This is a genomic window from Paraburkholderia dilworthii (assembly GCF_000472525.1).
In the GTDB taxonomy this organism is placed as follows: Bacteria; Pseudomonadota; Gammaproteobacteria; order Burkholderiales; family Burkholderiaceae; genus Paraburkholderia; species Paraburkholderia dilworthii.
This window is the reverse complement of sequence record NZ_AWZT01000020.1, coordinates 15603-40669: the sequence shown is the minus strand read 5'-3', so window position 1 is coordinate 40669 and position 25067 is coordinate 15603. Positions and strand designations below refer to the sequence as shown.

At 57.0% G+C, this 25067-nt stretch carries 16 protein-coding genes and 1 pseudogene; 10 read left to right on the top strand and 7 right to left on the bottom strand.

Annotated features, from left to right (window positions below):
- Positions 1–266: 266 nt before the first annotated feature.
- A complete protein-coding gene (locus F759_RS42230; RefSeq protein ID WP_152530671.1) occupies positions 267–779 on the top strand; it encodes a hypothetical protein in 513 nt (170 codons plus the stop codon).
- A 1-nt stretch (position 780) separates the two neighbouring features.
- Positions 781–2265 (top strand): site-specific integrase, encoded by a 1485-nt coding sequence (locus tag F759_RS0118380; RefSeq protein WP_027801174.1) that lies wholly within the window; start codon positions 781–783, stop codon positions 2263–2265.
- Positions 2266–2627: 362 nt separating this feature from the next.
- Here F759_RS0118380 and F759_RS37975 read toward each other — a convergent pair.
- Together F759_RS37975 and F759_RS0118370 are read right to left on the bottom strand one after the other, a co-directional pair.
- Positions 2628–3238: pseudogene (locus F759_RS37975) on the bottom strand (DDE-type integrase/transposase/recombinase); the annotation flags it as partial.
- Positions 3229–3504, bottom strand: coding sequence for a hypothetical protein (locus F759_RS0118370; RefSeq protein WP_027801173.1), 276 nt, complete (start codon positions 3502–3504; stop codon positions 3229–3231). The gene F759_RS0118370 and the pseudogene F759_RS37975, both read right to left, overlap by 10 nt.
- Before the next feature lie 205 nt (positions 3505–3709).
- Between F759_RS0118370 and F759_RS0118365 the strand changes: the two genes are divergently transcribed.
- Together F759_RS0118365 and F759_RS0118360 are read left to right on the top strand one after the other, a co-directional pair.
- Complete coding sequence (locus F759_RS0118365) at positions 3710–4513, top strand: endonuclease NucS domain-containing protein (protein ID WP_036024718.1); 804 nt, start codon at positions 3710–3712, stop codon at positions 4511–4513.
- Between the two features lie 239 nt (positions 4514–4752).
- The gene (locus F759_RS0118360; protein ID WP_027801171.1) at positions 4753–5157 is read left to right on the top strand and encodes a hypothetical protein; all 405 of its coding nucleotides are present in this window, start codon (positions 4753–4755) and stop codon (positions 5155–5157) included.
- Positions 5158–5166: 9 nt separating this feature from the next.
- Here the strand turns inward: F759_RS0118360 and F759_RS37970 are convergent, their stop codons facing one another.
- Positions 5167–7188, bottom strand: a complete 2022-nt coding sequence (locus F759_RS37970) for an ATP-binding protein (protein WP_036024715.1) — start codon at positions 7186–7188, stop codon at positions 5167–5169.
- A 535-nt stretch (positions 7189–7723) separates the two neighbouring features.
- Here F759_RS37970 and F759_RS0118345 point away from each other — a divergent pair.
- Both F759_RS0118345 and F759_RS0118340 read left to right on the top strand, forming a co-directional pair.
- A complete protein-coding gene (locus tag F759_RS0118345) occupies positions 7724–8170 on the top strand; it encodes a hypothetical protein (RefSeq protein WP_027801169.1) in 447 nt (148 codons plus the stop codon).
- An 86-nt stretch (positions 8171–8256) separates the two neighbouring features.
- Positions 8257–8511, top strand: coding sequence for a hypothetical protein (locus F759_RS0118340; protein WP_152530670.1), 255 nt, complete (start codon positions 8257–8259; stop codon positions 8509–8511).
- Between the two features lie 399 nt (positions 8512–8910).
- On the opposite strand, the gene F759_RS0118335 is transcribed toward F759_RS0118340, so the two are convergent.
- Positions 8911–9981 (bottom strand): IS110 family RNA-guided transposase, encoded by a 1071-nt coding sequence (locus F759_RS0118335; protein ID WP_027801167.1) that lies wholly within the window; start codon positions 9979–9981, stop codon positions 8911–8913.
- A 168-nt stretch (positions 9982–10149) separates the two neighbouring features.
- Between F759_RS0118335 and F759_RS0118330 the strand changes: the two genes are divergently transcribed.
- Entirely contained in the window at positions 10150–11556 is a 1407-nt protein-coding gene (locus F759_RS0118330; protein ID WP_027801166.1) for an IS1182 family transposase, read from the top strand.
- Positions 11557–11890: 334 nt separating this feature from the next.
- On the opposite strand, the gene F759_RS0118325 is transcribed toward F759_RS0118330, so the two are convergent.
- Positions 11891–13219, bottom strand: coding sequence for a hypothetical protein (locus F759_RS0118325; RefSeq protein WP_027801165.1), 1329 nt, complete (start codon positions 13217–13219; stop codon positions 11891–11893).
- Between the two features lie 275 nt (positions 13220–13494).
- Positions 13495–14511 carry a restriction endonuclease gene (locus tag F759_RS40155; RefSeq protein WP_051377339.1) on the bottom strand — a complete coding sequence of 339 codons (1017 nt, stop codon included), beginning with the start codon at positions 14509–14511 and terminating at the stop codon, positions 13495–13497.
- Positions 14512–14921: 410 nt separating this feature from the next.
- Here F759_RS40155 and F759_RS0118315 point away from each other — a divergent pair, with 410 nt between their 5' ends.
- The 3 genes from F759_RS0118315 to F759_RS0118305 all read left to right on the top strand — a co-directional run bounded on the left by F759_RS0118315 (position 14922) and on the right by F759_RS0118305 (position 19977).
- Positions 14922–15818, top strand: coding sequence for a hypothetical protein (locus tag F759_RS0118315; protein WP_152530669.1), 897 nt, complete (start codon positions 14922–14924; stop codon positions 15816–15818).
- A gap of 1186 nt (positions 15819–17004) precedes the next feature.
- Positions 17005–18756 (top strand): ATP-dependent nuclease, encoded by a 1752-nt coding sequence (locus F759_RS0118310; RefSeq protein WP_027801163.1) that lies wholly within the window; start codon positions 17005–17007, stop codon positions 18754–18756.
- 141 nt (positions 18757–18897) lie between these two features.
- Positions 18898–19977 carry a hypothetical protein gene (locus F759_RS0118305; protein ID WP_027801162.1) on the top strand — a complete coding sequence of 360 codons (1080 nt, stop codon included), beginning with the start codon at positions 18898–18900 and terminating at the stop codon, positions 19975–19977.
- A gap of 501 nt (positions 19978–20478) precedes the next feature.
- Here the strand turns inward: F759_RS0118305 and F759_RS0118300 are convergent.
- The gene (locus tag F759_RS0118300; protein WP_027801161.1) at positions 20479–25014 is read right to left on the bottom strand and encodes a CHAT domain-containing protein; all 4536 of its coding nucleotides are present in this window, start codon (positions 25012–25014) and stop codon (positions 20479–20481) included.
- Positions 25015–25067 lie beyond the last annotated feature (53 nt).

The following is a 25067-nucleotide window of genomic DNA, read 5'->3' as shown; positions in this document are numbered from 1 at the left end:
GGATTTGTCGCCATCCAGCTTCTAGCCGCATACTCGACGCAGGAAGCCCTAGCTGCATTCTTTGGTCCCGCCGAGAGGGTAGTCGCCATGTCGCTCCACACGCTCAAACAGACTGCGGACCGCACGCTTGGTGGCGACGGCTAGCACAACCTGAACAGCTTGCGAAAACAGCAGAAACAAGCCGCTACATGTTCGGCAGAAGCGGCCGTCACCAATCAAGCATTTGGATCGCGCACTCGACGCACCTGTGACATCTAGAGGTCGACATGGCAAGAAAAATTGCTCGTGATCCTTCTTCCTCCGCAACAAGCGTCTCGCGGCTATACGCGCTCATGATCGCTGGATTGAATAAGGATTCTCCGCCATCTGGCAAGCTTCTAGAAGCATGCTCAACGCAAGAAGACCTAGCCAAATTTTGTAATCCTGCAGAAAAAATAGTCGCTATGTCGCTCAACACGCTCAAGCGGGCGGCTGACAGCACCCTGGGTACTGACGGCTGGAATAAGCTGAACCGCCTGCGCATAGAACTCAGACAAACGGTTCAAGCGGCGCCAAAGCGCTTATCACCACTTCAAGCTTCTCGAGCACATACCCGGCGCGTTGAGGATCGTATAGATAGAGACTATCGCGCTCGCGCAGTAGTTTATCGAGCCTTTCTAGACGCTATCGCTTTGGCGAGGGAGTTCTCCGACCAGAATCCTGAAAGGCTTCAGAAAATCGCTCGTCTGCAGGCAACCTTTGAAGCCGACTTAGCAATCAAGGCTATCAAGGAGAACTGAAGTGAAAGACCCGGGCCAGCTGTTTCGAATAATACGAAGCGTCGAATTACCTGACACTGCGCGTTACGATCCTGAACAGAAAATATGGGAAGCTAAAATAAAAAGACACCAACTTCTTATAAGCTTCGCGTGGCCGTCGGGGCAGCCATGCGTTCTGGCAGAGATGTTTCTTTTGGAGCGCGCGGACGAGGTCCGTGTTGAGTCATCGTATGGGGGCACTCTGAGAGCGGAGGCGAGCAAATTAAGCCACATTGTTCGCTTTTGCTACCACCACAGCATCGATTTTAGAAATATAACATCTGCCGATTTCCAGCTCTTCGTTGACGAACTTCGTGATAAAAACCTCCGAAACCGATATGGAGAACCCCTGCGCGGTAGAAATATGCTTCGACTAATCATCGACACTTCGCTTCGGTTCCTAATCTGGCTGCAAGAAAATTTTCCAAGCGAAACACCGATTGTCGGAACACGGAAAGATGGTGCGAAAATTAGACTCACGACGTCAAAGCAAAGACCACGAGGGCGTCATCTGTTTGAGTCCAATGACGAGTTGAACGGAACTTTTGAATTTGTCTACAAGCCCGGCGAGGAAGCAGCGCACCCAAAGCGTCCGATTCAGCACTTTGCTATAGCAAAGCTTTGGGATGTCCTTGAGAAACACTTGGACGCCATCGGCAGCGTGGACTCACTGAGTGAAGATGAGGTTGACCTTCGACAGGAGTTCTTACGCGAACGCCGATTATTAACATTTATTCTCCTTCAAGAAACAGGCCTTCGTCCAGGCGAATTGTGTGCGATGCGTCTCGATCATCAGATAAGAGTCTTGCACACTTCATCGGTCAGGATGATTACGTTAAAGCGCGGGGACCTCAAGCTCCGAGAGGTTGCGGTTTCATTGGAAGCGGCCACCGCGCTCCTCTCCTACATTCATGCTCGACAAGAGCTCGTTGAGAACCTACCCGCGACCGAGTTCGCGAAAGTCGCGGAACAGAATCGTCTTTTCTTAACTCAGGATGGATTACCTCTAACTGCGCCTACCTTAACAAAAGAATTTTGGAGAATTGCTCAGGAAGCAGGCCTCTCAAACAGGGCATGCATGAGCATGTTCCGTCACCGTTTCATCACACGCCGTGTCGCAATAAGGCTGAAGGACTATCGAATCGACATTCCGACCACTGCCACTGAGAGAAAGATGCTAGCAGATCTAATGACGGTACTGGGTTTAACAGCACAGGAGACTGGGCACAAAAGGGTGGAAAGTCTTCTAGCCTATGTGGCGCCTGCTTACGAAGAATTGGGCTTACTGAAAAGCAGTGAGGAAATCGTCGCGCTGGATCGCGACTTGGGCCACCTCCGTTCGAAGATGAACCGAGTATGGCGAGCATTGCGAAAGGGAGGAGAGGATGCACAGGGTGTTGTCCGAGCCGCGATGGACGATTTCGCGTCGTTGCGAAACAAAATTGAAAAGCATCTCGCTAAACTTTAGGCCGGACCGTATCCCTAAAAATGGACGATGCAGTCGAATGGTAGATCGCGAAACTGCCGGAGCGCCGCACCATTTTTGTCATCGCGCGACTTCATCGCGATGACACTCGCAAAGAAGCGCGTGCTCTGTGTTGCAGAGGTTCCGGTACCAGCGCATCGGACTGCACGAGACCCTGCTAGTGAGGCGCTTCGACCGTAAGGTGATGAACAACGGTGTCGAGCGATCGCTTTTCGCCGGCGCGGCCACAGCACCACGATTGGACAGTAGCCAAACACTTGAGGATCCACAACGCTCTTATGTGAGGCTCGCTCACGGACCGAGACGCGTCGCCTGGATTTGCCCCTGTACCTCCGGACACCGCCTCACACTTGAGTTGATGAATCGGTCCTGTGCCTGAACTCGCGTGGCGATCGGTACTTCAGCGCACTATGAGGATGACGCTCGTTGTAGTGCTCAAACGCGACGGCGAGATTGTGCGCGGCAGTTGCTGCGTCGGGCTTCGGCATGAAGGCGACATAGTCACGCTTCATCGTCTTCACGAAGCTTTCCGCTATTCCGTTACTTTGCGGGCTGCAGACCGGCGTGGTCAATGGTTTTAGCCCGATGGACGATGCGAAGCTTCGAGTCTTTTCCGCCGTATAGCCCGAACCGTTGTCCGTCAACCACTCGATTTCAGCCGGCGCCTTCAGGCTTTACCAAATCGGTTCTCGACAGCTGCAAGCATCACGTCACGTACCATATCGCCGCTGTGACCGCCGGTCGTCGCCGCCCAGCTCATCGCTTCACGGTCGCAGCAATCCAGGGCAAACGTCACGCGCAATGGCTCACCGTTGTCGCAGCGAAACTCGAACCCATCAGAGCACCACCGCTGGTTGCTCTTCGCCACCGCGACCTTGCCATCGTGTCGACGCTGCGGCCGTGGTGGCGAAGGTTTGCGTTGTAGCAGCAAGCCGTGAACGCGCATCACCCGATACGGGCAGCAGTGATCTGATGCCGCGCGATGATGTCGCCCAAGGGCTTCGACAACTCAATACTGATCGTTTCCCGACCGCCCGCTGCTCTTCCGGAAAACCAATACGCAGTCAGAAAAACCTTAAAACCTTGTGCAATCCCAGCTTGTAACTGCTCTTGGGCATGCCGAATGTTCTGATAGCCCGTTTCGTTAGCGACGATATCAAGAGCGACATGATGTGGGATGCTGCGCTCGCGTTTAATGTTTTTCGCTTGACTCGCAGACAAATCCTTTCGTGCGGCCCCGGTCGTGACGCGACGCCGGGGCTTTCCATGAGGACCGTGACCACGACGGTCTGCTTAAGAAAAGATCGAGGGCGACCGCGTCGCCATGGTCGGTTTCGCGGTTTTTTGCCTCGTGTAAGAATGCTCGTCGCAGCGGGGCGGGCTAGTCCGGTCCCGACAAAACCGCGAACGAATGCGAGGGGCAACAATGAGCAATGGGAACAAGCCGCCGGTCTGGCAAATGGTCAAAGAAGCGGTCCAGCAGATGAACGGGGAATGCACGTACCCCGCCATCAAGGCCAAGATCCGCGCCATGTACGGGAGCGAAGTCAACGACAGTTCGATGACGTGCAGCATCATTTCGGGCGCGGTGAACCACCCGTCGCGCATCCATTACAACGAGAACAAGAAGCCCCGGATCTCCGACACGCCGTACGACTACCTGTTCAACACCGGTCGCGGCAAGGTCGTCTGGTACGAGCCGGAAAAGCACGGCGTCTGGGAGATCGCCAAGGCGACCGACGGGGATTTGGTTGTGCGTCTGGCGGACGGTGTTGGCGAGAACCCATCGTCGGTCGTCGAAACCGTCGAAGCGACGGATGAAGCGTACGGCATGTTCGCGCTCGAAGCGCACCTGCGCGATTACCTCGCCAGAAACCTGCCCAAGCTCCCCGACCACACCGCACCGCTGACCCTCTACCGCACCGACGACCGTGACGGTGTTGAGTTCCAGACGGACGTCGGGCCGATCGACATCCTCGCCACGAACAACGGCGATTTTTACGTGCTCGAACTGAAACTGGGTCGCGGCCCCGACGCAACGCTGGGGCAAATCCTGCGCTACATGGGCTGGGTGAAAGAGCACCTGGCCGGCGAGAAGAAGGTCTACGGGGTCATCGTTGCGTCCGACATCGCGCAGAAACTCCTGTATGCGGCGACGCAGGTGCCCAACGTTCGCCTCATGGAGTACGACCTGAAAGTGGACCTGCGACCGGTGGCGCTCCATGGCTGACCCAACCGGGGTCGTCGCCGACCCGCTGGAGACGGTCAAACTGATCGCCTCGATCGCATCGCCCATCGTCGCGGTTATCGCGATGGGCGTATCGGCCTTCATTGCATGGACTGCCATCAAGACGCCGCAGCGGGATTGCGAGAGCAAGAACCACCTCGACCAGGGCCATCCTGTCGCTACAACGCGCCCACGCGGCCCTGACCGACGACGGACGGAGCGAGCACGCCCGACCGGACCGGGTGGTCTGGTTGACCGCCGCCCGGCACATCGAGACCTACAAGGTGCTCAAAAAAGGCGTGACCGAGCCGTCGCACAAGGTGCTCTGCGAGGACCATGAGGAGTATTGGCGCCATCGCGTCTACCTCGCGATCGACATGTACGCCCTGCGCCAGCCGGGCTGGTATGACGAGAACCACGCTGAGCACAAACCTGGACTTTCCCCGCCCTCCCTTTTGATCGTGTACGGCTTTGGTTCGTGGCCGGAGGGGAAGGACGATCCGATCGACCGGGCGGACCTTGCGGGCATTGCCGCATCGCACGACGTGCGAAAGGGCAATCACGGCTTGAAGATCTACCTTGAAAAGTTTCAGTCGATCAACACGATGCTCGACAACGCCGATGACCATCGCAGGGAAGGGATGTAGGACGGAGGATCAGCACGACGCGGCGCCTTCCGCGTCGGTCTCGGTCTCGGTTTCTGCCTCCTTCTCCGACTCGGGGTCGTCCACCTCGAACACGCCCTCGAGATGCGCCGCGTAGCGCTCCTGCAGGTATTTCAGCGACGAGTCGAGATCGACCTGTACCTCGAGCGCGTCTTGGAAAAACTTCAGCCGTGCCCGGTTCTCGTCGAGGACCTGCCCCCACGTCTTGGCGTAGATCGAGAGGTTGTCCTTGGTGTGGATCAGGCCTGCTTCATCCAGCACACGGTTCCGAGCGTAAGGCGCAAGGTCGTCGCTGACGACCCAGAAAACCCAGGTCGTGCCGACCTGCCTGAACCGCTCATCGTTCATCACGGAGAACGCGTAGCTCTCGATCTGCGTGATCTCCGCCGCGCCAACGTCCACCTTCGGCGCTTTCAGTTCGACCACGAGGTGAGTCAACTTGTTGGCGATGTGCCGCTTTGTGGCTTTCGACAACATCAGATCGACGATGCCGCGCGTTTGTGAAATGTGCTTCACCGGTGCGTCGATGACAATGCTGGGATCAAGCATCTTCTTATGGGCGATCAAGACTTCGGTCAACGACCGATCGTCCACCGACAGACCAAACTCTTCCCCGAACAACCAGCAGTTCTGCGCGATGATCCGATGCAACTGGGAGCGCTCCTTCAACCGCTTCTTGGGTTGGGGGTCGAACAGCACCGCTTCCAGGCCGGTCAGGAACTTCAACCGGTCGGCAACCGTCTTTGCAGCGCTAATGATCGCCGACAGCGACGTGTCCCGGAGCAGGTGAGCGAGATCTTCGCGCTGCTTCTTCGGCAGGAGCAATACCTCGTCCAGGATGATCTGCAAGTCTTCGGGGCTTCTCTCGATGGCCTGGCGCAGCATACGGAGTTGGAACCTCCGATTCTTCGGCTGGCTTGTGCCGAAATCCGGCAAGTGGCGAGCGACGTTCACCGCCACGATGTCGAAGACCTGCCGCTCCACCTTCTCGACCGGCGTCGCGGGTTCACCGCTGAACGGATAGACCGCCTCGTCTTTCCATTCTTCGACGACGGAGCGAGCCTCCTCGGCTGCTCGCGCACGGAAATGATCCTTGATGGTTTGCTGGGCTTCGCTGATCGCAGCGAGGACGCCCGGCTGCATTTCGGCCAGGTCCACAGTCCCTTCTTTCTGCGCTAGATCAAGGTAGGGTGATGCGAGGTAGCCAGAGAACTGGAACTGCCCGAGGATGTGGAAGCGCCGATCGACCTGTAGAAGCGGGAAGCGCTGCTCATTGCAGAGGTATAGCGCTCGGTTGCCGTTCGTCTTCCACTCGACGATTTCCAGACGCACCCGGTGGTGCTTGTTGTCGATCACGATGTCGGCGAGGTTGAAGAACTTGCGCCCACCGATGGCCGCGCCCGGATCGATGGCCGTGCCGTCGAGCACGATCTTCGCGTCTTCGTAGTCAGCCAGGTAGAGCGCGAAGACCTCGGTCAGTTCCTGCCGGCCGTCCTCGGTGGTGAAGGTGCGAAAGTCCCTGATGGGCTCGGCGATGGTGAGGATGGTGCCGGTGCTCGCGGTCCCCGTGACTTCCGTCTCGTCGCTGATGTTGACGTGATCGAGATCGATCGCGGACATGTGGATGGTGTAGGTCCAAAGCTTTTCATCGCGTCGGTAGATGATCGCCCATTCGGCCACGCGGCCCAGTGCGAACGCCTTGAATCGCCCGCGCCCTTCCTGCCCGTGGAGGAACCGACCCAGCCCGGTGTGCGAACGGGACTTTTTCCAGGAGCCGCCAAGGGAGATGAAACGAGCTTCCGCTTCTGCCCAAGGAAGCCCGTCGCCGTCGTCCTTCACCACGATCGCGCTGAGCGTATCGAGGTCGTTGTACTCCAAGGACACATCGACGTTCTTCGCGTCAGCGTCGAACGCGTTCCAGATCAGTTCGGACAAGGCTGTTACCGGCTTCGCGCGCGTGATCTTTTCAAGAAAATCGGGCTTGACCTCTACCACGTACTGTCTCGCCGCCATGCCCCTCTCCGGTTTGTTGTCGTCGCGCCGTTTCGTCAGGCGGCTATTCTAACGCCGCTCTGTCGAAAGTCCGCCCGCTCGGCCTTTCGAAAATGAGCCGCAATATGCCTTGGCTGCCTTCGCCGCCGCCCCATGAACCACCCAGCTTTTCCCAACGTCCGATCCCGCTCGCCGAGAGCCAGCGGCGCTTTTCATCGTCGAAGCGTCGAGCCGTGTGCCCGCCGACTTCCCAGCCCCGCGCCGGACCACTGCCGTGCTGCCAGCCTTGCATGCAAAACTTTGCACGTGAAGTCCGCTGCTGTTCCTGGGCTCGGGCGCAAACCGGCCGAGGCCGTGTGAAAACGCGAAAGTACTCAGTTTTCGGGTGTCGCTTTACCATTCTCGAGTGGCAAGCAAGTCAATCCAGCGCGATCTGAAGGGTCGATTTCTCAGGATGCCGCATTAAACCCGCGTTTTCACACGGCCACGGCCGTTCGACGTCGCTGGCTGGATCGCTGACAATCCAGATCCGTACATTATCGAGGAGGTCAAATCAATGCGTTCGGCTTACCCGTTCCGGGCGATCACAGACCGCGCATCGCTGGAAGGTACCGCCTATGTCGAAGTCATGGCAGGCGCCTACGCAAATAGATGCTGGAACGATGGTTCGTTGTTCTTCGAGGAAGAGGTGTTTGGGTATATCGAACCGACGATCGAAAAATACGAGCCGACTTACGATCACTACGCTTTCACTCAAATCAGCACGCATGACTGGGTAAAGATAGTCAAAGCCCTTGCGGACATCCGAAGCGGGCTGGGAGTCGAGACCTTCAGACCGGCCATGCTGGAGCGGATCGGCTTCCTCTTCACCGATTCAAAAGAAAGATTTACTGAGAATCTGAACAAGAACTGTGTCGTCCTCGGCGCGCTGATATCGCAAATGGAGATGTGGACCAGTGACAATCAGTACGGGCATAGCTGTGTCACGATTCTCGGCCTGTAGTTTCCACGTCGGCCAGCTTCGGTCAGTCGACGGTGGTCCCGAGATCGTCGACAATGAGGCCGCCTGACGACGTGGAGATCGCCGATATGAACAAGACTCGAGAATTCTTGCTACCGTTCGGAATCGATCTCAGGGTTGAAGACGGAATCGCAAGTATCGAATCCGACTTGCCGGAAGCGCTCCCCAGCTTTAGTGATCCCGTCGAAAACGGACGCATCGTAGGGGTTGTTGAAGGCGTCGAGCAATTGTTGCTTTCGCTAGCGCGTGTCGGTATCGATTTATCCAATCCACGGTTCGCACAGGCAATCAACGATTGCGTAGCCAACCTTCAATCAGGCTGATCGGCGAATTTCCGTACACGGCCGATTCTGTTTGCAAGGACTTCCCCCGAGAGTCAAGCTCGGTTGCTTGTGGATGTCAGCCAATGCCGGGCGCGGACGCAGGTGGCCCCGTTGGTTGCTAGGCCATGACAGTTCTCCGATTTCTTCCACTGCTGTTTTGCAATGCAAACCAAGGAATAGACTGCGTCTTTGCAAACGGCCTTGTTGCCCGGAACGTACTAGGCGGGCCACGATATGAGCCGCACAGGAGAACCCTATTTGAAAACCGGCGATCAGGCATGCAGCGATGCGTTGCGTGCGGTAATGACTCGCCAACAGAATCGTCGGGTTCTTCTCCCGTTCGGTCCAACCTCGTTTTGCTATCGCGTCGAGCAGTAGTTGAGTTTCAAAGTGAGGCGGTCATGCCGTTGCAGGTCGTACAGATAGATTCATGGGGTGACGCTGCCACGCATCAGCATCGTAGCGCTCGCCCCTGGCGAGCATCGCCCACAGCATTCGGGCGTGTTTGTTGGCGATCGCGATCAGCGTCTTGTAGTAACCCTTCCGCTCGTGTAGCTGCCTGATCCACCGCTGCAGACGGCCTGCGTGCGCGGGGTCACCACGCAGCGCTGACTGCAACGTACTTCGCGCTCCCTGAACAAGCAGCGTTCGTAGATACACGTTACCGCGCAAGCTGATGTGCCCCAGTCGTATCCTGCCGCCTGAACTGTGCTGTCGTGGCGTCAGGCCCAGCCAGGCACCAAATTGCCGGCCATTGCGGAAGACCTTTGCATCAGGAACCGCAGCGGCCAGCGCACTTGCCGTCACAGGGCCGACGCCAAGGAGTTCGCTGGCACGCCGTGCGACGTCACTGCTGCGCGCGTGACTGGCAATCTGCCTGTCGCAGCCGGCAAGCCGTGCATTTAGCGCGACCAGTTGCTCACGCACTTCCAGCAACATGGTGCGCACCGGGTCAGGCAGTCTGGCGTCTTCGACCAGACCAGGCAATGCGGCAAGAAGCCGGTCCGCAGAGCGCGCGATCACCACGCCAAATTCAGCGAGCAACCCGCGTGTCCGGTTCAACAATGCCGTGCGCTCTTCCTGCCAGCCTGCTCGCACACTGTGCCAGGCAAGAATCGCCTGCTGCTCGACAGACTTGATTGCAACGAACCGCATGGTCGGCTGGCGGGCCGCGATGGCGATCGCTTCGGCGTCGGCCGCATCGTTCTTGCCGCCGAGCCTGAACGGTTTGACAAACTCGGCTGCGATGAGACACGCCGTGTGACCGCGTGCTGAAAACCACCGGCCCCAGTGATGGGCTGAGCCACAGGCCTCCATTGCAACGCGGCATGAGGACAGCCGTTCGGCCCACTTCATAAACGCATCGCGTCGCAACACGCGTCGTTCAATGACGGCACCCGTCACGTCGAGAACACAGACTGCAAAGACATCCTTTGCCAGGTCGATACCGACGGTAGTAAGCTGGTTCATGACTTCCCCTCCTGTTCAGATTGACGGCTGACACCTCAATCCTGGCACTCGATGCCGCGCGACTCAACGTCGCCTCGGGATGGGGAAGTCCCTCACATTTGAAAAAGTCGCCGTGGATGCGGAATGTTGGGTATCCTGGAAGACATCAAACGACGGGAGTGAATCGTCATGATGGGTCGACTGGACAGCGGACAGGACAAGCTCTTCTACTCGTTCAACCTCGACAACCACGTCCCGCAATCGCACCTGTTGAGAGGCATCGATCGCTTCCTTGATCTGCGAGATCTGCGTCAGCACCTCGCGCCGTTCTACAGCCCAATGGGTCGTCCATCGATTGACCCGGAGCTCATGATTCGCATGTTGATCGTGGGTTACTGCTTTGGCATCCGATCCGAGCGACGCCTATGCGAAGAGGTGCATCTGAACCTGGCATACCGGTGGTTCTGCCGCCTGGGTCTGGAAGACGCCGTACCGGAACACTCGACATTCTCAAAGAACCGTCACGGGCGCTTCCGCGATAGCGATCTGCTACGTCACGTATTCGAATCAGTGTTGAGTCGCTGCATGGTCGAGGGGCTCGTCAAGGGCGAGGGATTCGCCATTGACGCAAGCATCATCAGAGCGGACGCGAGTCCTGCGCGCGGAGTGCCGGGAACCGAACCTATCGACTGGAGACGCGCCGACGGCCAGAGCCGCGCTGTGCGGGAATATCTTAAGGCACTGGAACAAACCAATCCGGTGGAAGCAGATACGTCCGAACCAGCAGCCTCACCGACGCCTCCAAAGAAGATATCCCTGACCGATCCTGCAGCACGATGGACGGCCGCACCGGGTGGTCCCGCGTTCTTTGCCTACTCGACGAATTACCTGATTGATCTGCAGGCAGGAATCATTGTGGATGTCGAAGCGACGCCGGCGAACCGGTCACAAGAGGTTGAATCAACCAGAACAATGATCGATCGTGTTGAACACCAACGAGGCCTGAAACCTCGCCGACTGGTAGGTGACACCGCGTACGGCACAGCAGCGCTGCTTGGCTGGATGGTTGAACAGAAGCACATTGAGCCACACGTTTCAGTCTGGGATAAAACAGAGCGCAAGGACAATACGTTCTCCCGTAGCGAATTCATCTGGGATGAAGAGGCCAACGAGTATCGATGTCCCGCAGGGAACGCGCTACGCAGCGACTGGCGTCCACTGAAGAATCCACGCACGTACGTCACGAAAGCTGACACTATCGTGTATCGATCGAGCGAAAAGAACTGCAACCGATGTTCGATGAAGAACCAATGCTGCCCGAATATGTCGTTTCGCAAAATCACGCGCAGCATCCATGAAGCCGCACGTGATGAAGCGAGACGCATCGCGACAACCCCAGAATACAAACAGTCTCGACGGCAGCGAAAGAAGGTGGAAATGCTCTTCGCGCACCTCAAGCGCATCCTCAAACTCGATCGCTTGCGACTGCGAGGTCCAAGCGGTGCTCATGATGAGTTTCTGCTGGCAGCAACTGCACAAAATCTGCGAAGAATGGCCAAGTGGCTCACGCCTGAAGCTAAGCAGGCAGCAACTTGACGAGAAACGGGGGGCGTCGCACGTTGCAAGAGCGGCGCCTCGCTGAACGCGTCAACTCGAAACGTACTGCTAAAGCTCGCGCCCTAAACCAAAAAACGACTTTTTCCATGCCGGAACAGGTTCATCCGCGCGATGGATGAAGTGGTGAGGTTCTTTCCCTTCCCGTACAGCTTGCCTCACAGACGTTTGACGTCGCCGTGCATCTCTTTGACGTGCTGCACGGCAGCCACCAACATATCCGAAATCGCCTGATCGCCGAAGATGAGTTCCAGAAAATCGACGAAGTTCTGGACGACAGAGCGATATTCCGCCGAAAGTGATTCCGGTTTCGGTCTTATGCTGCAATGGCTCTTGTGCGTCTTGGCCGCAGTTCGGTCAATAAGATATCTTGCACGATCCAAAACAGCTTCTCAAAAGCCTTGAAGCTCTCGCTAGGCAGCAGTGGGACTATTTCAGTAGCGAACACTAGCTTGCCGCCAATGACCTCGCGCGTCTCAACAAGATCACTCTTGCGAGTTTCAATTATTGGATTTCCGTGACGCCGAACCCGGATCTCCAAATCGGGGAACTTCAGATCCAATCCTCTTTCGTCGTGAGTGCGCTTAGCAAGGTCTTCATCGCTGAACATGAATTCGATCGGCAGATTGAGTAGCTTGGCATATGCCTCCCGCCCAGCAGGCACAGGAAGTAGCAAAGCAGCAGCCCTACCACCCCTCGAGACTTTCCCTGGGTGATACTTGGGTTCGTGGCGATCGACGAAATACGCCGGCAGTTTGTTGTAGACGTCGATGCCTTCTTTGTCGTTGTCAAACAGCGCTAGAGCGGCATGAGGACTGTCTGGGCGGATCCCAGAAATCAAAAGACCCAACACGTGTGCGCCACCTGCACCTCCTTGATCATCACCGACAACGTCGCACTCTCGTATATGGAAGGGCCTAGGCTGTCCGCCGTACAGTTTTTCGTACGCCACTTCCAAGATCATGCGATCAGTCTTTCCCTCCACATACAGCACAGGTTGGGCATTGGCGTTCTGTGAGTCTCGTAACGCCCTTAACTCCTTCCGCACCTCAGTCGGGAGCGGCGATTCCGCGCGAACGCCACCAAACGCTTCGGAACACATTGCCCACTGGGCGCGGATCATCGGATCGTATTCACCACGTATGTCGAAGCGTGCATTCGCGGTATTCCAGAACTCGTCCCAATCGTGCTTCCTTACCAGCATGAGAATATGGCTCGGAATTTGAAATAGGTCCCACATGAGCATGCCGATGAGCCTCGGTATGTCGTCCATGCGCTTGAATGGGACGACCACATCCAGAAGTTCCAGGAGAACCGGAGTCCCTGAGTCAGCAAGCCAAAGGTCAGCAGGGTATTCAGAGTCACCAGGATAGGTTTGCGCAATGAGATCGAAAACATGATCACACACGGCCGGATCCGATTCCTCCTTCAAAATCCTCGAAAGACTCAGGACAGCGTTAAGCTGCGTGGGGTCGGCTCCGAGCTTCTGCAGACAGTCTTGAAGCTCCGAAATAACCTCCGAGACTACCCAGTCGTGGCGATACAAAAACTCAAGGTGTAGTAGCGACTTGCTGAATCCCGGCACTGGTACCTCAGTCGTAGAGGTGCTCTGCTCTTCTGTATTTGGTTGGTTGGCGTCGATCATATATAGAACGTGCTGCAGTTAGGGGGCGAATCGTTCCTTGTTCCACTCCGCCTTGAGGCGATAACGTCACATCATACAAAAACAGTAAATGAGATATGAAATTGCGTCTCTAATGGTTGGTTTTCGGCATCCAATTCGGCAGGGTCAAGACGGAAGCGGATCGAACCGAGCCGCTCAAAGTCACTTTGAACGGCGCCCCTCGGCCGGTGATGGTTCAGGGAGTGAAGGAACCGCCAACAATCGCTGGGGACGGCGTGTTGTGGTGTTCCGAACCGTCATGTACTGAGTTCTGCGCCGCGGCCAGGCGTCCTCATCGCATTAATCCACGCTCGTAGCTTCACTCTGTCGATGACATTGATGGGGTATCCACGCTGAGTACATACGCTTTGTGCTCCGGGTTCCAGGCTGGACGTCGTGACAAGCATGCCGCTTGTCGCGCGCTCGTCAAGCACGTCCGCATAAAGTGCCTTAACAACGACCTTTCCGACTTTGGCCTTCTGTCGCTTGCATTGCACGAGTATCGTGCAAGGTGTCCCATACTCGTCTTCCTTCCATGCCCTGACGTCGACGCCGCCATCGTTACGCCCCTCGCCAATCTTCACGTGATATCCGTTGCGCTGGAAATATTCCGCGCTGAGGGCTTCAAATTGGCGCCAATGGATTTCGCCGATTCGTTCAAAGTTCGGCCCCAGATAATCAATGAATCGTTGGTCGATAAAGCGCCCGTTTTCCGCGCTCAATGATTCGGAGTGAAAGAGGTCGCCCAGACACACCAAGCCTTCCCAGTTACCGTTCGACGCTTGCTTCCATAACCACGGGTTCGCTTGCTCATTTGCTCTCTCATGCGAGAGATACTCAATGGCGACGGCGACGGCCGGAATACCGATGCGTGTCTCAACCAAGTCGAGAAACTCTGCCTCCACGAATGACGTTCCCAGCCCTTCCAAACCAATCTTGGGGACGCATTCTGCAAGGAGGTCCACGACCGAGTTCAGCTTAGCAAGATGTTCAACGTCGTTCGCATGTTTTATCGAGAGGGTCGTCATTGCATGGCCAACGAACTTCGTCGGTATCACGCCCAAACGATATAGAGCAATTTGAAACGAATCGTGTATATCGGATGATGCAACCGAAATAACGCCATCATCTTCCGTGTCGATTATGCTGGCGACGCGGCCGGGATCAAGGTGAGCAATGATCTCGCCCCTAGTGAGTGCCAAGCCTGATTTGATGCCTAACCGCTCTGAGAAGAAGCCGGCGAGATGGTTTGGGGAAGTGTAGATCTTGGCCATCGGTTCCGAGTTGTTGAAGTCCGAGCGAAGGGCGTGAGCGAACTCTCGGACGTGAAGGGTATCACTTCGCCGAGAATGGGCTACTGAAGTACGTTCACGAACATCCGCGACGAGACGTTGCGAACGCCCTATTTGGGTCGGACTGAGCAGTTCAAGTCTCTTTGCCGAGTTTCTCGGAGTGGCGATAGTTCATGGGGGGAATGACAGGCGCAAGCCCCGTCAGATACCGGTGAGTACATCGTCAGTCGGTGTGCCCCTCACACGGAAAGCGAGTGTAAGCTTGCCAAATTTGTCCAAAGCTAAGCTATCGTCATGCTGGATTCGATTTTCTCAAGATGCATGCACCGTCTCTTAGCTGATTTAAGAATCGCCTCCTAAACGTCCGACTACAATGAAACGGACTCATGCTCATGAATAATTCCTGCACAGTCACTCTCGAAGACATCCGCAACGCAACCGGGTCAACGTATTGTTATAGCTATGAGGAACTGCCGCGCCAAGCCGATTTGGCGATGATCCAGTCATACTGCACCGATCGCCGCGCGCTCTTCGCGCCGATAGCGAAGGCGTTCGACGTCGATGCAAATAGCCACTGGATATTGCGTCACTATCTAGCGATAAAATTCGCAACCGCCGCCAATATGCTCGCTGGCTCAGCAGCATACGCATACGAACACAACCTAATGCTTGGTGTTCCATATTTCAACTATTATGCGGTTCTGAGCGCATGTCGAGCCTTCCTCCTCACCTCTCCCCAAGTTGTGTGGCAAGGTGAAAAGACGGTCAAGATGACGCACCAGAACATCCTCAATCGCACCGCCGACTACATGCGCTCGCTCAATCCAGGGCGAATGCAGGAATGGCGCACACAGCTCGAGGAGCTTCGCGAACACCGAGAGCTTTTCTCGTACCGTTTCCCCCTCTCAGGACCGGAACTGGCTGGTGATCGTGCGCTCGATGTGGAGGCTGCAACCTCGTTGGGCCGACTAATCGCGGAGCTCGCTTCATTGAATAGCGAATGCCTCGACGCAGCGTTGTGCAAGCATTCGTCGATGGACCTGTCGGTTCGATCCATAAATGATCATGATTGGGCGACAGCATATGAGCTCGCTGGCGTTCCTAAGCGGGACCCCTCAGATCAGTTCCGATTGAGAAAATTTGTACAGGGTTGGAAGACTGTCGCGCCACTTGAGGTGATGACCTCAGATGGTCTCTTGGACGATGTCTACGGGACGTGGTGCGATCCTGAGGATCGTCCCGGCATGTTTGACCCCGACGAAACTAGTAAGCTCATTTTGGCTCTCTAACTGGCCGACAATCTGGTGGAACTCGGCGAGCGACCGCAAAGACCGATAATGGACCGATCATATCGCCGAATCGAATGACCGATGTCCTTTTCTTTGGAAGCGGACGTCAACAGCAAACGCGACGCAATGACCGGGTTGGGTCGAGGGCGGTCCGTCGAAAAAAGAGAGGCTCAGCTGCATGATCGAAGGGATCCGCGGCGCCCGTATCGGGGAAGTTTCGGTAATTCGGCGGCGTCGGGTTGTCCACTGACAGCCGCGCAATCAAGCCAAGGGGCTACGTGGCCCGGTCGGCTGAGCGACGAGGCAAATGCCGCACGAGTGCGCCTTGCCCGTTCGCAGACGTCCGGCGCTCACTGTCGCCTCAGCGCCGCAGTCGCACCGGCACGTCCACAATCCATCGCCCTCGTACCGCTCCGTGGTCAATTGGCCGAAAACCTCGCCGCTCTTCAGCGCAGGTGAGCCCGGTCGCGACCGCCACACACGACGCTGCTCACGGCAGCCGCAATCACGCACTTCACCGCTCTCCACGATCGTTAGCGCGGCGGTCACTTGGCGGCCGCACCGGCATCGCCAGAGCCACACCTCCGCGCCGCAATATTGAAGCGCGACGAGATCTCCGAAGGAGCGACCAGCGACATTGCGGCTTGGCGGAAAGGGCCATTGAGGATGCAAAGGCCGGCGGATACGTTTGTTCACGAGAGGTAAATGGAGTGCAGAGTCTTACTCTCAAGTGTAACTGTGCCCTTGGTTCGAAGTGGTTTGGCAACGCAATGACCAAGCCTCCTGTGCCACAGGCGTAGTCCGGCCAGCAGTCGTCCTTCACCGAATCAGCCCCGCGGCCATTCAAGCGGTGGTTGCGCTCAAACAGCGGACGTTCACCGGACGGCTCATTGGCCACTTGCCCCCGCAAACGCCGAAATCTGCTTGCAACGCCGCGAGAAAAGGGCGGTTTATATTCACGCGCAGTCATTTGCCGTATTCTCCCGACATAAAAACTACCAGATACCGGTGATGGTGAGCCATTTCGGAAGTGCCGCACGCCTCGTAAAATGGCGGCCGGCATAACGGGGCGCACTTGGCCGGTCACCGCGCCACGGTTCATACTCGCGCCAATATGAAGGGCATCAACCTTAGTTGGCACGAGGCGGACATTGCCTAATATTTCGAGCAAAAATCAGGAACACGAATGAGGCTCTCAGAAGTCACCATCAGGAACTTTTGTTCTTGCCATAATTTGACCGTCCCGCTGGCTGGATTCAACCCGATCGTTGGATACAACAATTCGGGCAAATCAAACATTCTGCGGGCAATCAACTGGTTGCTCAAAAAGGCCGTTCAGCCGGCGCACATGTTCCATGATGCAGCCGCACCGATGTGGGTGGCCGGCGTGATCGAGGACGTCAACCTAGCACTGCTGCCGCAGAACCAGCAGTTAGCAGTGGCTCCGTTTCTCATTGGGGGCGCGCTGAAAGTCCGGCGAATTCAGCCCTTCCCTGGCTGTCCGGTGGGCCAGGTCAAGGTCGAGGTGTTCGACCATACGACTAACGACTGGTCCGACAACCCCGCTGGGCTCGACAATGCGCTGACCGTATTGTTTCCCGAGCCGCTCTACATCGAGGCAATGGAAAACGCCGGCGAAGATATCGGCAAGTTTGCCGCAAAAAACACTATCGGCCTATTGCTCAAGCAGGTGCTGGCAAAGATCCATGCCCAAAATGCGCCGGCGATCGCCGCCATGCAGGCCGCCTTTTCCGACGTATCGGCCTTTCTTGCGGGGCAGAACCGTATGGCGGAGCTCGCCATATTCGAGACCGATGCAAGCAATGCCATCGCGTCCTTCTTCCCGGGATTGTCTCTGCACCTGAACTTTGCGACGCCGAGCATCGAGGAAATCTTCAAGACCTCCACTGTGACCTTGTCGGACGTTCAGGGGAGCCCCCGACCCATCTCGTCGTTCGGTCACGGTGCGCAGCGCAGTGCGCACATGGCGCTCATCAAGCTCCTTGCCGACATGACGAGTGTCGCCGGCGGCAATCCCGGCGGCACTATCGTGCTGCTGATTGATGAGCCCGAGTTGTGCCTGCATCCGCAGGCGGTGGAGTTGCTGCGGGAATCCCTGCTGCTGCTTTCGACGCAAAACTTCCAGGTCATCTTCTCGACGCATTCGCCGCTGCTCATCGGTCATGCCCACGCCTTGCAGACCCTTATGATCTATAAGGGCGCTGACAACCGCACGGCGGCGCGCCAGAAGTTGCAGTCGGCAGCGACTGCATTACATGCTCACCCAGCCCAGGCTGAGGTGGTGTTCTCGCTGCAGGCGGCGACTCATCTGCTGTTCTCCGAGAAGGTCCTACTGGTGGAAGGCAAGACAGAGATGATGCTGGTGCCATCGATCTATCAAGTCGTGCGGGGTCACTCCTACGTGCACGACAAGGGCTGCCTGGTCCCGGGCTCCAGCAGCTCCTCGCTCCTGCCGATGATGACCATCTTGCGCGCGGTGGGCTACACACCCAAGGCACTCGCAGACCTGGACTTCGCCTTCAAGGTGGCACCGAATTCCGGGCTCATCGCCCCTGCTGACCCGGATATCTTAGCCTGCAAGGCATGGTTTGCCGCCAATGCCGCGCAATTCAATGTTTTCCTAGGCGATGACGGACTTCCGACAAAGCAAAGCCCTCAGGGTGTCTGGTCGACCTTGAAACCCGCGGAGGCCTTCGCGCAGATGGCACAGGTGATGGTTGCCGAAGTGGGCCGCATCGTGACGGCTCTGCGAGCACATGGCATCTGGATTTGGTCCGGCGGGGCCATCGAAGCCCACCTCGGAATCGGAAAGAAAGATACTGCCCGCATTGGGTTCGTCAACACCGCGCGGCAGAACGGCAACCTGAACCACGCGACTTCGCCGCAGGACTTGGTTGACTTAGCGCACTGGATGTAAACCCAAATCTTCTCGAACGCGGTCGAGCTTACGACTAACTGTGGCGGGGACCGGGCTAGCTGCCGGACTTTCCTTGGCACCTAGGTTTTGGCCAACGTCTTGGCCGGACGTCGATTTCAAAAAGAACGAAGGCAAACAAAAATGGATGACAATCAGAACAGAATTTACTGGTCCGACGCCGAGCGTTTTGAGCGTTGGATCGGAGACTTGCTCGGTCGCTTCAAATACCCGGTGAAAGAACTTGGTGGACGGGATCCACTGGACTTCACGATCGAGTATAAACAGATGCTTGTGGCGATCGAGGTCAAGTATTTTCGAACGGTTAGTGCGATTAAAAGCATCATTAACGATGCCGCGGCGAGATTGAGTGCGTTCGTTGCCGCCCATCGACAGTATCAGGGCGCGATACTGGTGGTCTCATCCATTGTTGAAGCAGTCCATATTGACGCTCTTGCTGCCAAGTACGGGGTTTTCGTAGCTGACGCATTGACATTGCGTAAATGGGCTGAGGATTTCCCAGACTTAGCCGGCCAGCTCGAGCAACTGCTACCAATGCTTCGGGACGCATCTGCGACTCCCATTGAAGAATCGCTGCAGAGGCAAAGATTGGCCGCCCCGCTGCTGGATAGATTGCTCTCACTCGTCACAGTAGCGGCAAATAAGCCACATTCGCCCCCTCGCACGACAGGTCGTGACTTATGTCGAGAGTTGCACGCTCTCGCAAAGGGTAAGACGACAGCGAGCAAGTTCGAAAACCTCGGCGCGCGGATTTTCGAGTACCTGTTCCAGGAAGGCTTGGACTGGAAAACGCATCGACCACAGAAGCGCAACGCAGACGGGCTACACATCTTTGACCTGGTTTGCCGAGTGAGGGGAGGAACGGCATTCTGGGACTTCGTCCTGAAGGAGTGCCGCACTCGGTACATGGTGTTCGAGCTGAAGAACTATGCCGGGAAAATTGGACAGAACCAGGTGTATTCGACAGAGAAATATCTCTTCAAGGAAGCGTTTAGGTCCGTTGCTATCATTTTTTCGAGGCTTGGACCGAACGGCAATGCCATTGAAGCGTCAAGAGGTGCGATGCGAGACGGCGAGAAGCTGCTGATTCACGTCAACGATACCGACATTTGCAAGATGCTCGAGCTCCGCGACGACGACGATGACCCTGCGGACTATGTGTTTGCCCTCGTCGACGAATTCCTCATGGAACTAGGTCGTTGAACGGTCAGGCAATCTCTGGGTGTCTACCGTGGGGGTGGCAATGCTCAGCCATACGGCCGCCGGATCTGCACTCGCGACCTGAGTCAGGTCTTGTTTGCTAATAGAGACACGAGCGGTGAAGGCGACGCGCCGGAGAAGAACAAGCGCTTCCCCCACGGAGGCATGAGGGTTGGAACGTGCGCACTTGCGTGCCTTGCAGAAGTCGATTCGCGAACCACCGCTAACGGCCGATAAATTGCCGATCGACGAGGTGCGGCGTGCGGCGGCTGCACCTCAGAAACGGTCGTTGCAATGGGACAAGTGCGAACGGCGGTTCAGGGTCGCACCCAGTCCCTCGCCCCGCGACGTCGGGGCACCGCTGTATGGTGCATGACGCATGAGGCAGTAGTAGGCCAATTCCGGCCGTTCGGCACCTCGATCCCACCGCCTCTTGAATGACCGTCTCGTTCCAACACCTGACGTCCATTCAAGCCAAACGAGCGGTCACTTCTATGCTGTTATCTACAACCAATTGCCCATGAGAATGAAAGGCGCCCAATAATACGGATGCTTAAACGGAACGCTATCCGCGGGCGCCTTGGCTCTTTGCAGTGTGCCGCCCCGGTTCTCCGCAATCTTGCTTGAAGTCGCGCTCATGGTCTCCGTTTGCGCGCGCTGTAACGCTGCGGCCTTGGTGATGCCGGGGGTTGCTTGCCTGATTCGATAGAAATCCTGCATGACGAACGCCGTGCTTTCGTCGTCCACGGACCATAGGGTCGCGAGTACAGCTTTCGCTCCGCTTTCCTGCGCTAGTACCGCAAAGCCTTCGATTTCCTTGCCATTGGCGTCCCGACCCTCGCCGATCGCCGTCTGGCAAGCGGACAGCGTAAGGAGATCCACGTTCCCGAAGTTGTACGCGACTGAACGGAGCCTTGAAAGCGACAAGCGCGTCCCATCGCCCAGCAGTAGGAACGAATCGTCCTCAGTCCCTGGCGTAAATACGAAATGACTCGCGATGTGGACGACGGGATACTGTCGGTCCAACGCGTCGCGCAAATTTTTGTCAGTGAAGTCCTTATCGAAATAGAGAACGCCGGGGAGAAGCCCCGTGTTGCCCTGTCGGACAATTCCGGTGAGCTCTTCACGTACGCCGGGCAAGCGCTTAAATCCTGACAACGTCTCCGTAACGCCCAGCCCGGATACTCTCCATCGCTGCTGAGGCGAGTCGTGCAGCTTGTCCTTCGTCGCCCCCGCATAAATGACAGTCTTGAAGCGCTCGACCAGATACTTCTGGCCATCGTACAGAGCGGAAAAAGGCACGTATCTGAGGGTTCCGTCAAGGCTCAGCATCAGCGTGTCGGCTTTAGCGTCGCGCAGGTAATCCGCAATCGGCCCGATCAATTCGTCGTACAGAAGCTTTGCGTAAGGGCGTGGATCGGAGCGCGGGTCCTGTACCGCCATGCGAAAGCGTGCGACCTGCTGGTTGAGCCTTCTCGATGAAATACGGGTCGTGCGCGCGATTTGCACGTTCGGCGTGGTCAGCATAATCGACACTCTGTCCGCGGCCACGACGTAAGCGATCACCACCGCTCCGTGGCCCAGTTTCTGCAGGGTGACTTCGAAAGAGCGAAAACCTCGCGCATCCGAGCTTTGAGAAACAGTCGCGCTGGAGCGTACAGCCAGATACTGTTGACGCTCGAGTTCACCGATGAAGGCCTCAAATGCGCGATTCGCTACGTCGAGGTCGGCTTGCACTGCGATGCGGCGTTTCATCTCGTCGCCAGAAAGCGTTCCGAGCTTGGCCTTCAGGCGAAACGCACTTTCTTCCTCGCCCAACCGGGCAAGCTGCGCATTGATCTCGCGATAGCGGGCCTCCCATGTCTTCTCCTGAGGCGTCGCGGCTCGTGCTTGCGAAGCCGCGTAGGGGCCGGTGCGGCGCAGAAAGTCAAAGTACTCTTCCTGCTTGAGCATGGACAGCACATCCTGCGCTTCAAGCAGTCGCCCCTCGTCAATAAGCAGATCCGCCGCTTCACGATAGACGTCTTCCTTGCTGTGCAGGAACGAGCGTTGAATCGCCGGGTCGGCGCGGCTCAGGTTCGAGCGCAGGCGCTGTATGTTTCCGATGGCCTCCTTGGAGAAAAAGATCGCGAGATCTGGTCGTTTCTCGTGCTGGAGCAATTGACTCATGCTCCGTTCGGCTGCCCAAACGGATTCGGGATCGCCAGTTCTGATGGCGACCTGAAGCGCGTTTCTGATATCGGCGCGTGCCGAGGCGAAGTTGCCTTCTGCCAGCTCGGTCTTCCCTAGCGAATCGAGGCACAACGCAAAGCGCGAATTACTGAATCCGAGTGCCTCTTGCAGATTTGCGCTGCCCTGCGCGAGGTTCCGATGCGCAAGCTGCAAATCTCCGGATTGCCGATAGGTTTCCCCAATCTCGCAGAGCGTTTTGCCGATAAGCCAGTGCCCCGACGGAAACGAACTGCGCCGTATGGTGAGGGATTGATTGAGTAGATCGACTGCGTCACGATACCGGCCGAGGCCTCGATACGAGACCGCCAGGTTCGCCATCGTCGAGGCGGCGGCGAGGCGGCCGGTCGTATTGCGGGATTGAAGGACGATTGCCTGCCTGTATATTTGCGCGGCTCGATCTTCATTGCCAAGCCAGCTGAACAGGATGCCCTGGTTGTTGAACGCATCGCCCAGCCGCATGTCGCTCGCATGTTCCTTCTGCAACGCGTCGATGGCTTCTCCGATGACCTTGAGCGCTTCGCTATACCGCCGTGCCTGCGTCAGATAGAGCGCCTTTGACGACATCAGCGAGCCACTTCCGTTGGACGGCCGCTCGCTCGCCATGTGGATCGCCAGTTCGGAGTCCAACACCGCAATCGCTTTGTCCGGGTCACCCATCTGGTAGAACACATCTGCGACGCTAGCAATCAGTTCCTCGGTGTCAAACCTGCGACGATCGATCGCGACCAGTAGAAGCGAAAGGGAGGCGCGATAGGAAGTCAATGCAAGCTGATACAGCCCCACGTCCGTGTATATCTCGGCCTTCAGGTCCTCGTATTGTTCATCCGTGAAGCCAAGTGCCGACAGACGGCCAAGTGTCTCGTAGGCTTTCGAATACTGCTCGGCGACCTTATAGGCCTCGATCAGATAGCGAACGAGTTGAATCTCGTCCGTAGAGCCACGTGCCTTGGTCCCGTCGATCAGGTCGATGGCTTGCCGCAACGGCATAATTGCGTCCGCCGGAAGAGCGCTCTTCATGTAGACGCGGGCCTTCCATTCGAGCGCATGATAGTGCGTCTCCGTCAGATGGTTGGCGCTCGCGATTGATATCGCGCGATCGAACGAAGTCAACGCACATTGTAAATTTTGCTGACGAGCGCAATCAGCACCCAGCGTCATCGCGAGCGCGGCGAGTGCGGTCCGGCCACTGTGATCCTTACCCCGGGCAAGTTGTTCGTCCCAGCGAGCCAGCGTTTGCGCTGCTTCCGAGAGGCGGTCGCTTGCGCGCTGTTGTTGAAAAACGGGACTGAGGGGGTCGGGCATTCGGCTGGAGGCCGAGGCGGGAATGGGCTCGGTTGTTCCATAGGGAGCTGGCCATGGATCATAATAGAAGCGGCGGCTCCCGACGACGGTTCGCTGGTCATCAAGCGTGTTTTCGATGACCATGTCCGGCACGGATGCATCAGGAGGGTATTGAAAAACCCACTCCTTGTTGCCCATGCTTCGCTTCGCCAGTAGACCGCGATCATCGTAGCTGAAAGTCGCTATGTCGGCGTTTCTTATGGTCTTCACGGGACGGCCGTCTAAATCATAGTAAATCGCCGTATCGGACGTCCGCATCTCCCAGTCGCTCTTCGCCCTGACGTAAGTCAGCGCGTAGTCGCCATCAGGCCTCTTAGTATGCCTGAATTCGTAGCTGTTCCTTGCGATCACGCGGCCGTCTGCACATGTCTTAAGCACGAAGGTCATGTAATGATATGGATCGCCTGTTTCATACAAGTAGTCTTCTAAGCAGCCTTCTCGATCGCGAAAGCCGGCCACCAGATCATGCTCCCTGTCATAGCGAAGCTCAATATAGGTCTTGTCAGGCCATATTGCTTTGGTCAGGTTGTGCAGGTCATCGTATTCAAAGCGATAGACGTTCAGCCACGCGTTCCTGACGCCAGTCAGGTTACCGTCCTGATACCTGTAGTCGACGGCGATGCCGCCCGGTCCTTCTATCTTCTTGACCTTGCCGTCCGAGTAAAAAGTGAAGACAAGCGCCCGCCCGTCCGACGACTCGACGCGCTCGATGTGGCCGTTGCCGCGCGTGAAGCGCAAGGAGATGCTCGATGCGTCGCGCGCCTCCTGCAACTGACCATTCTTGTCGAAACGATATTGTTTGCCATCTCCGGGAACGAACACGTAGCCATCCATGACAACAGAAACGGTGGCCGAACCCGAGCCGAACCGCTTTAGAACCGTGCCTGGAAGTACCGGCGTGGCGACGCCGAGGCGCAGCGCCCACAGCGTGCGAAGCTCCTCGTCCTCGATCAGTTTTGTCTTCAGCGCGTTCCAGGCGTTCGGCACAAAGCCCCCGATCAGCGATGAGACACTTGTACTGTCCTTTTCCTGGATCGCCTTGAGCGAGTTAGCGATTTTCACTGCCATAGCGGATACCTCTTCCGGGGAGGAATCCGCGCGCTGGAACGTTTCTATCTTTCCGGCACCGCACCATTCAACGATGACATTTCCTTCAGCCGTGGGACGGACAATCGTCTCGAAGTCCGAGCACCATCCAAAGCCGAAGATGCCGTCGTACAGGCTTCGGCTGTTGTACGAGCGCGAGACCCGAAGATCAAAGATCGATCCGCGGCCTTCGACGAGAGAGCCGTCCTTGCGGGGTGACAGCAGATCGACCCATTCGTTAGAATAGTTGCCGTTTTTCATGTCGACTAGAGCGAAAGCGGACACTGCAAAGAGCGAGACTACGCATAGCACGACCACCCCCGCCGCCTTTTGAAGCTTGAGCGTCCAGGGCCTGCCCCGTTGGATCGATGCGTCGTTCATGTGGTCTCACCTCTGCTGCTGCCGCACAGCTCAGACTCGCCAGCGACGCACCG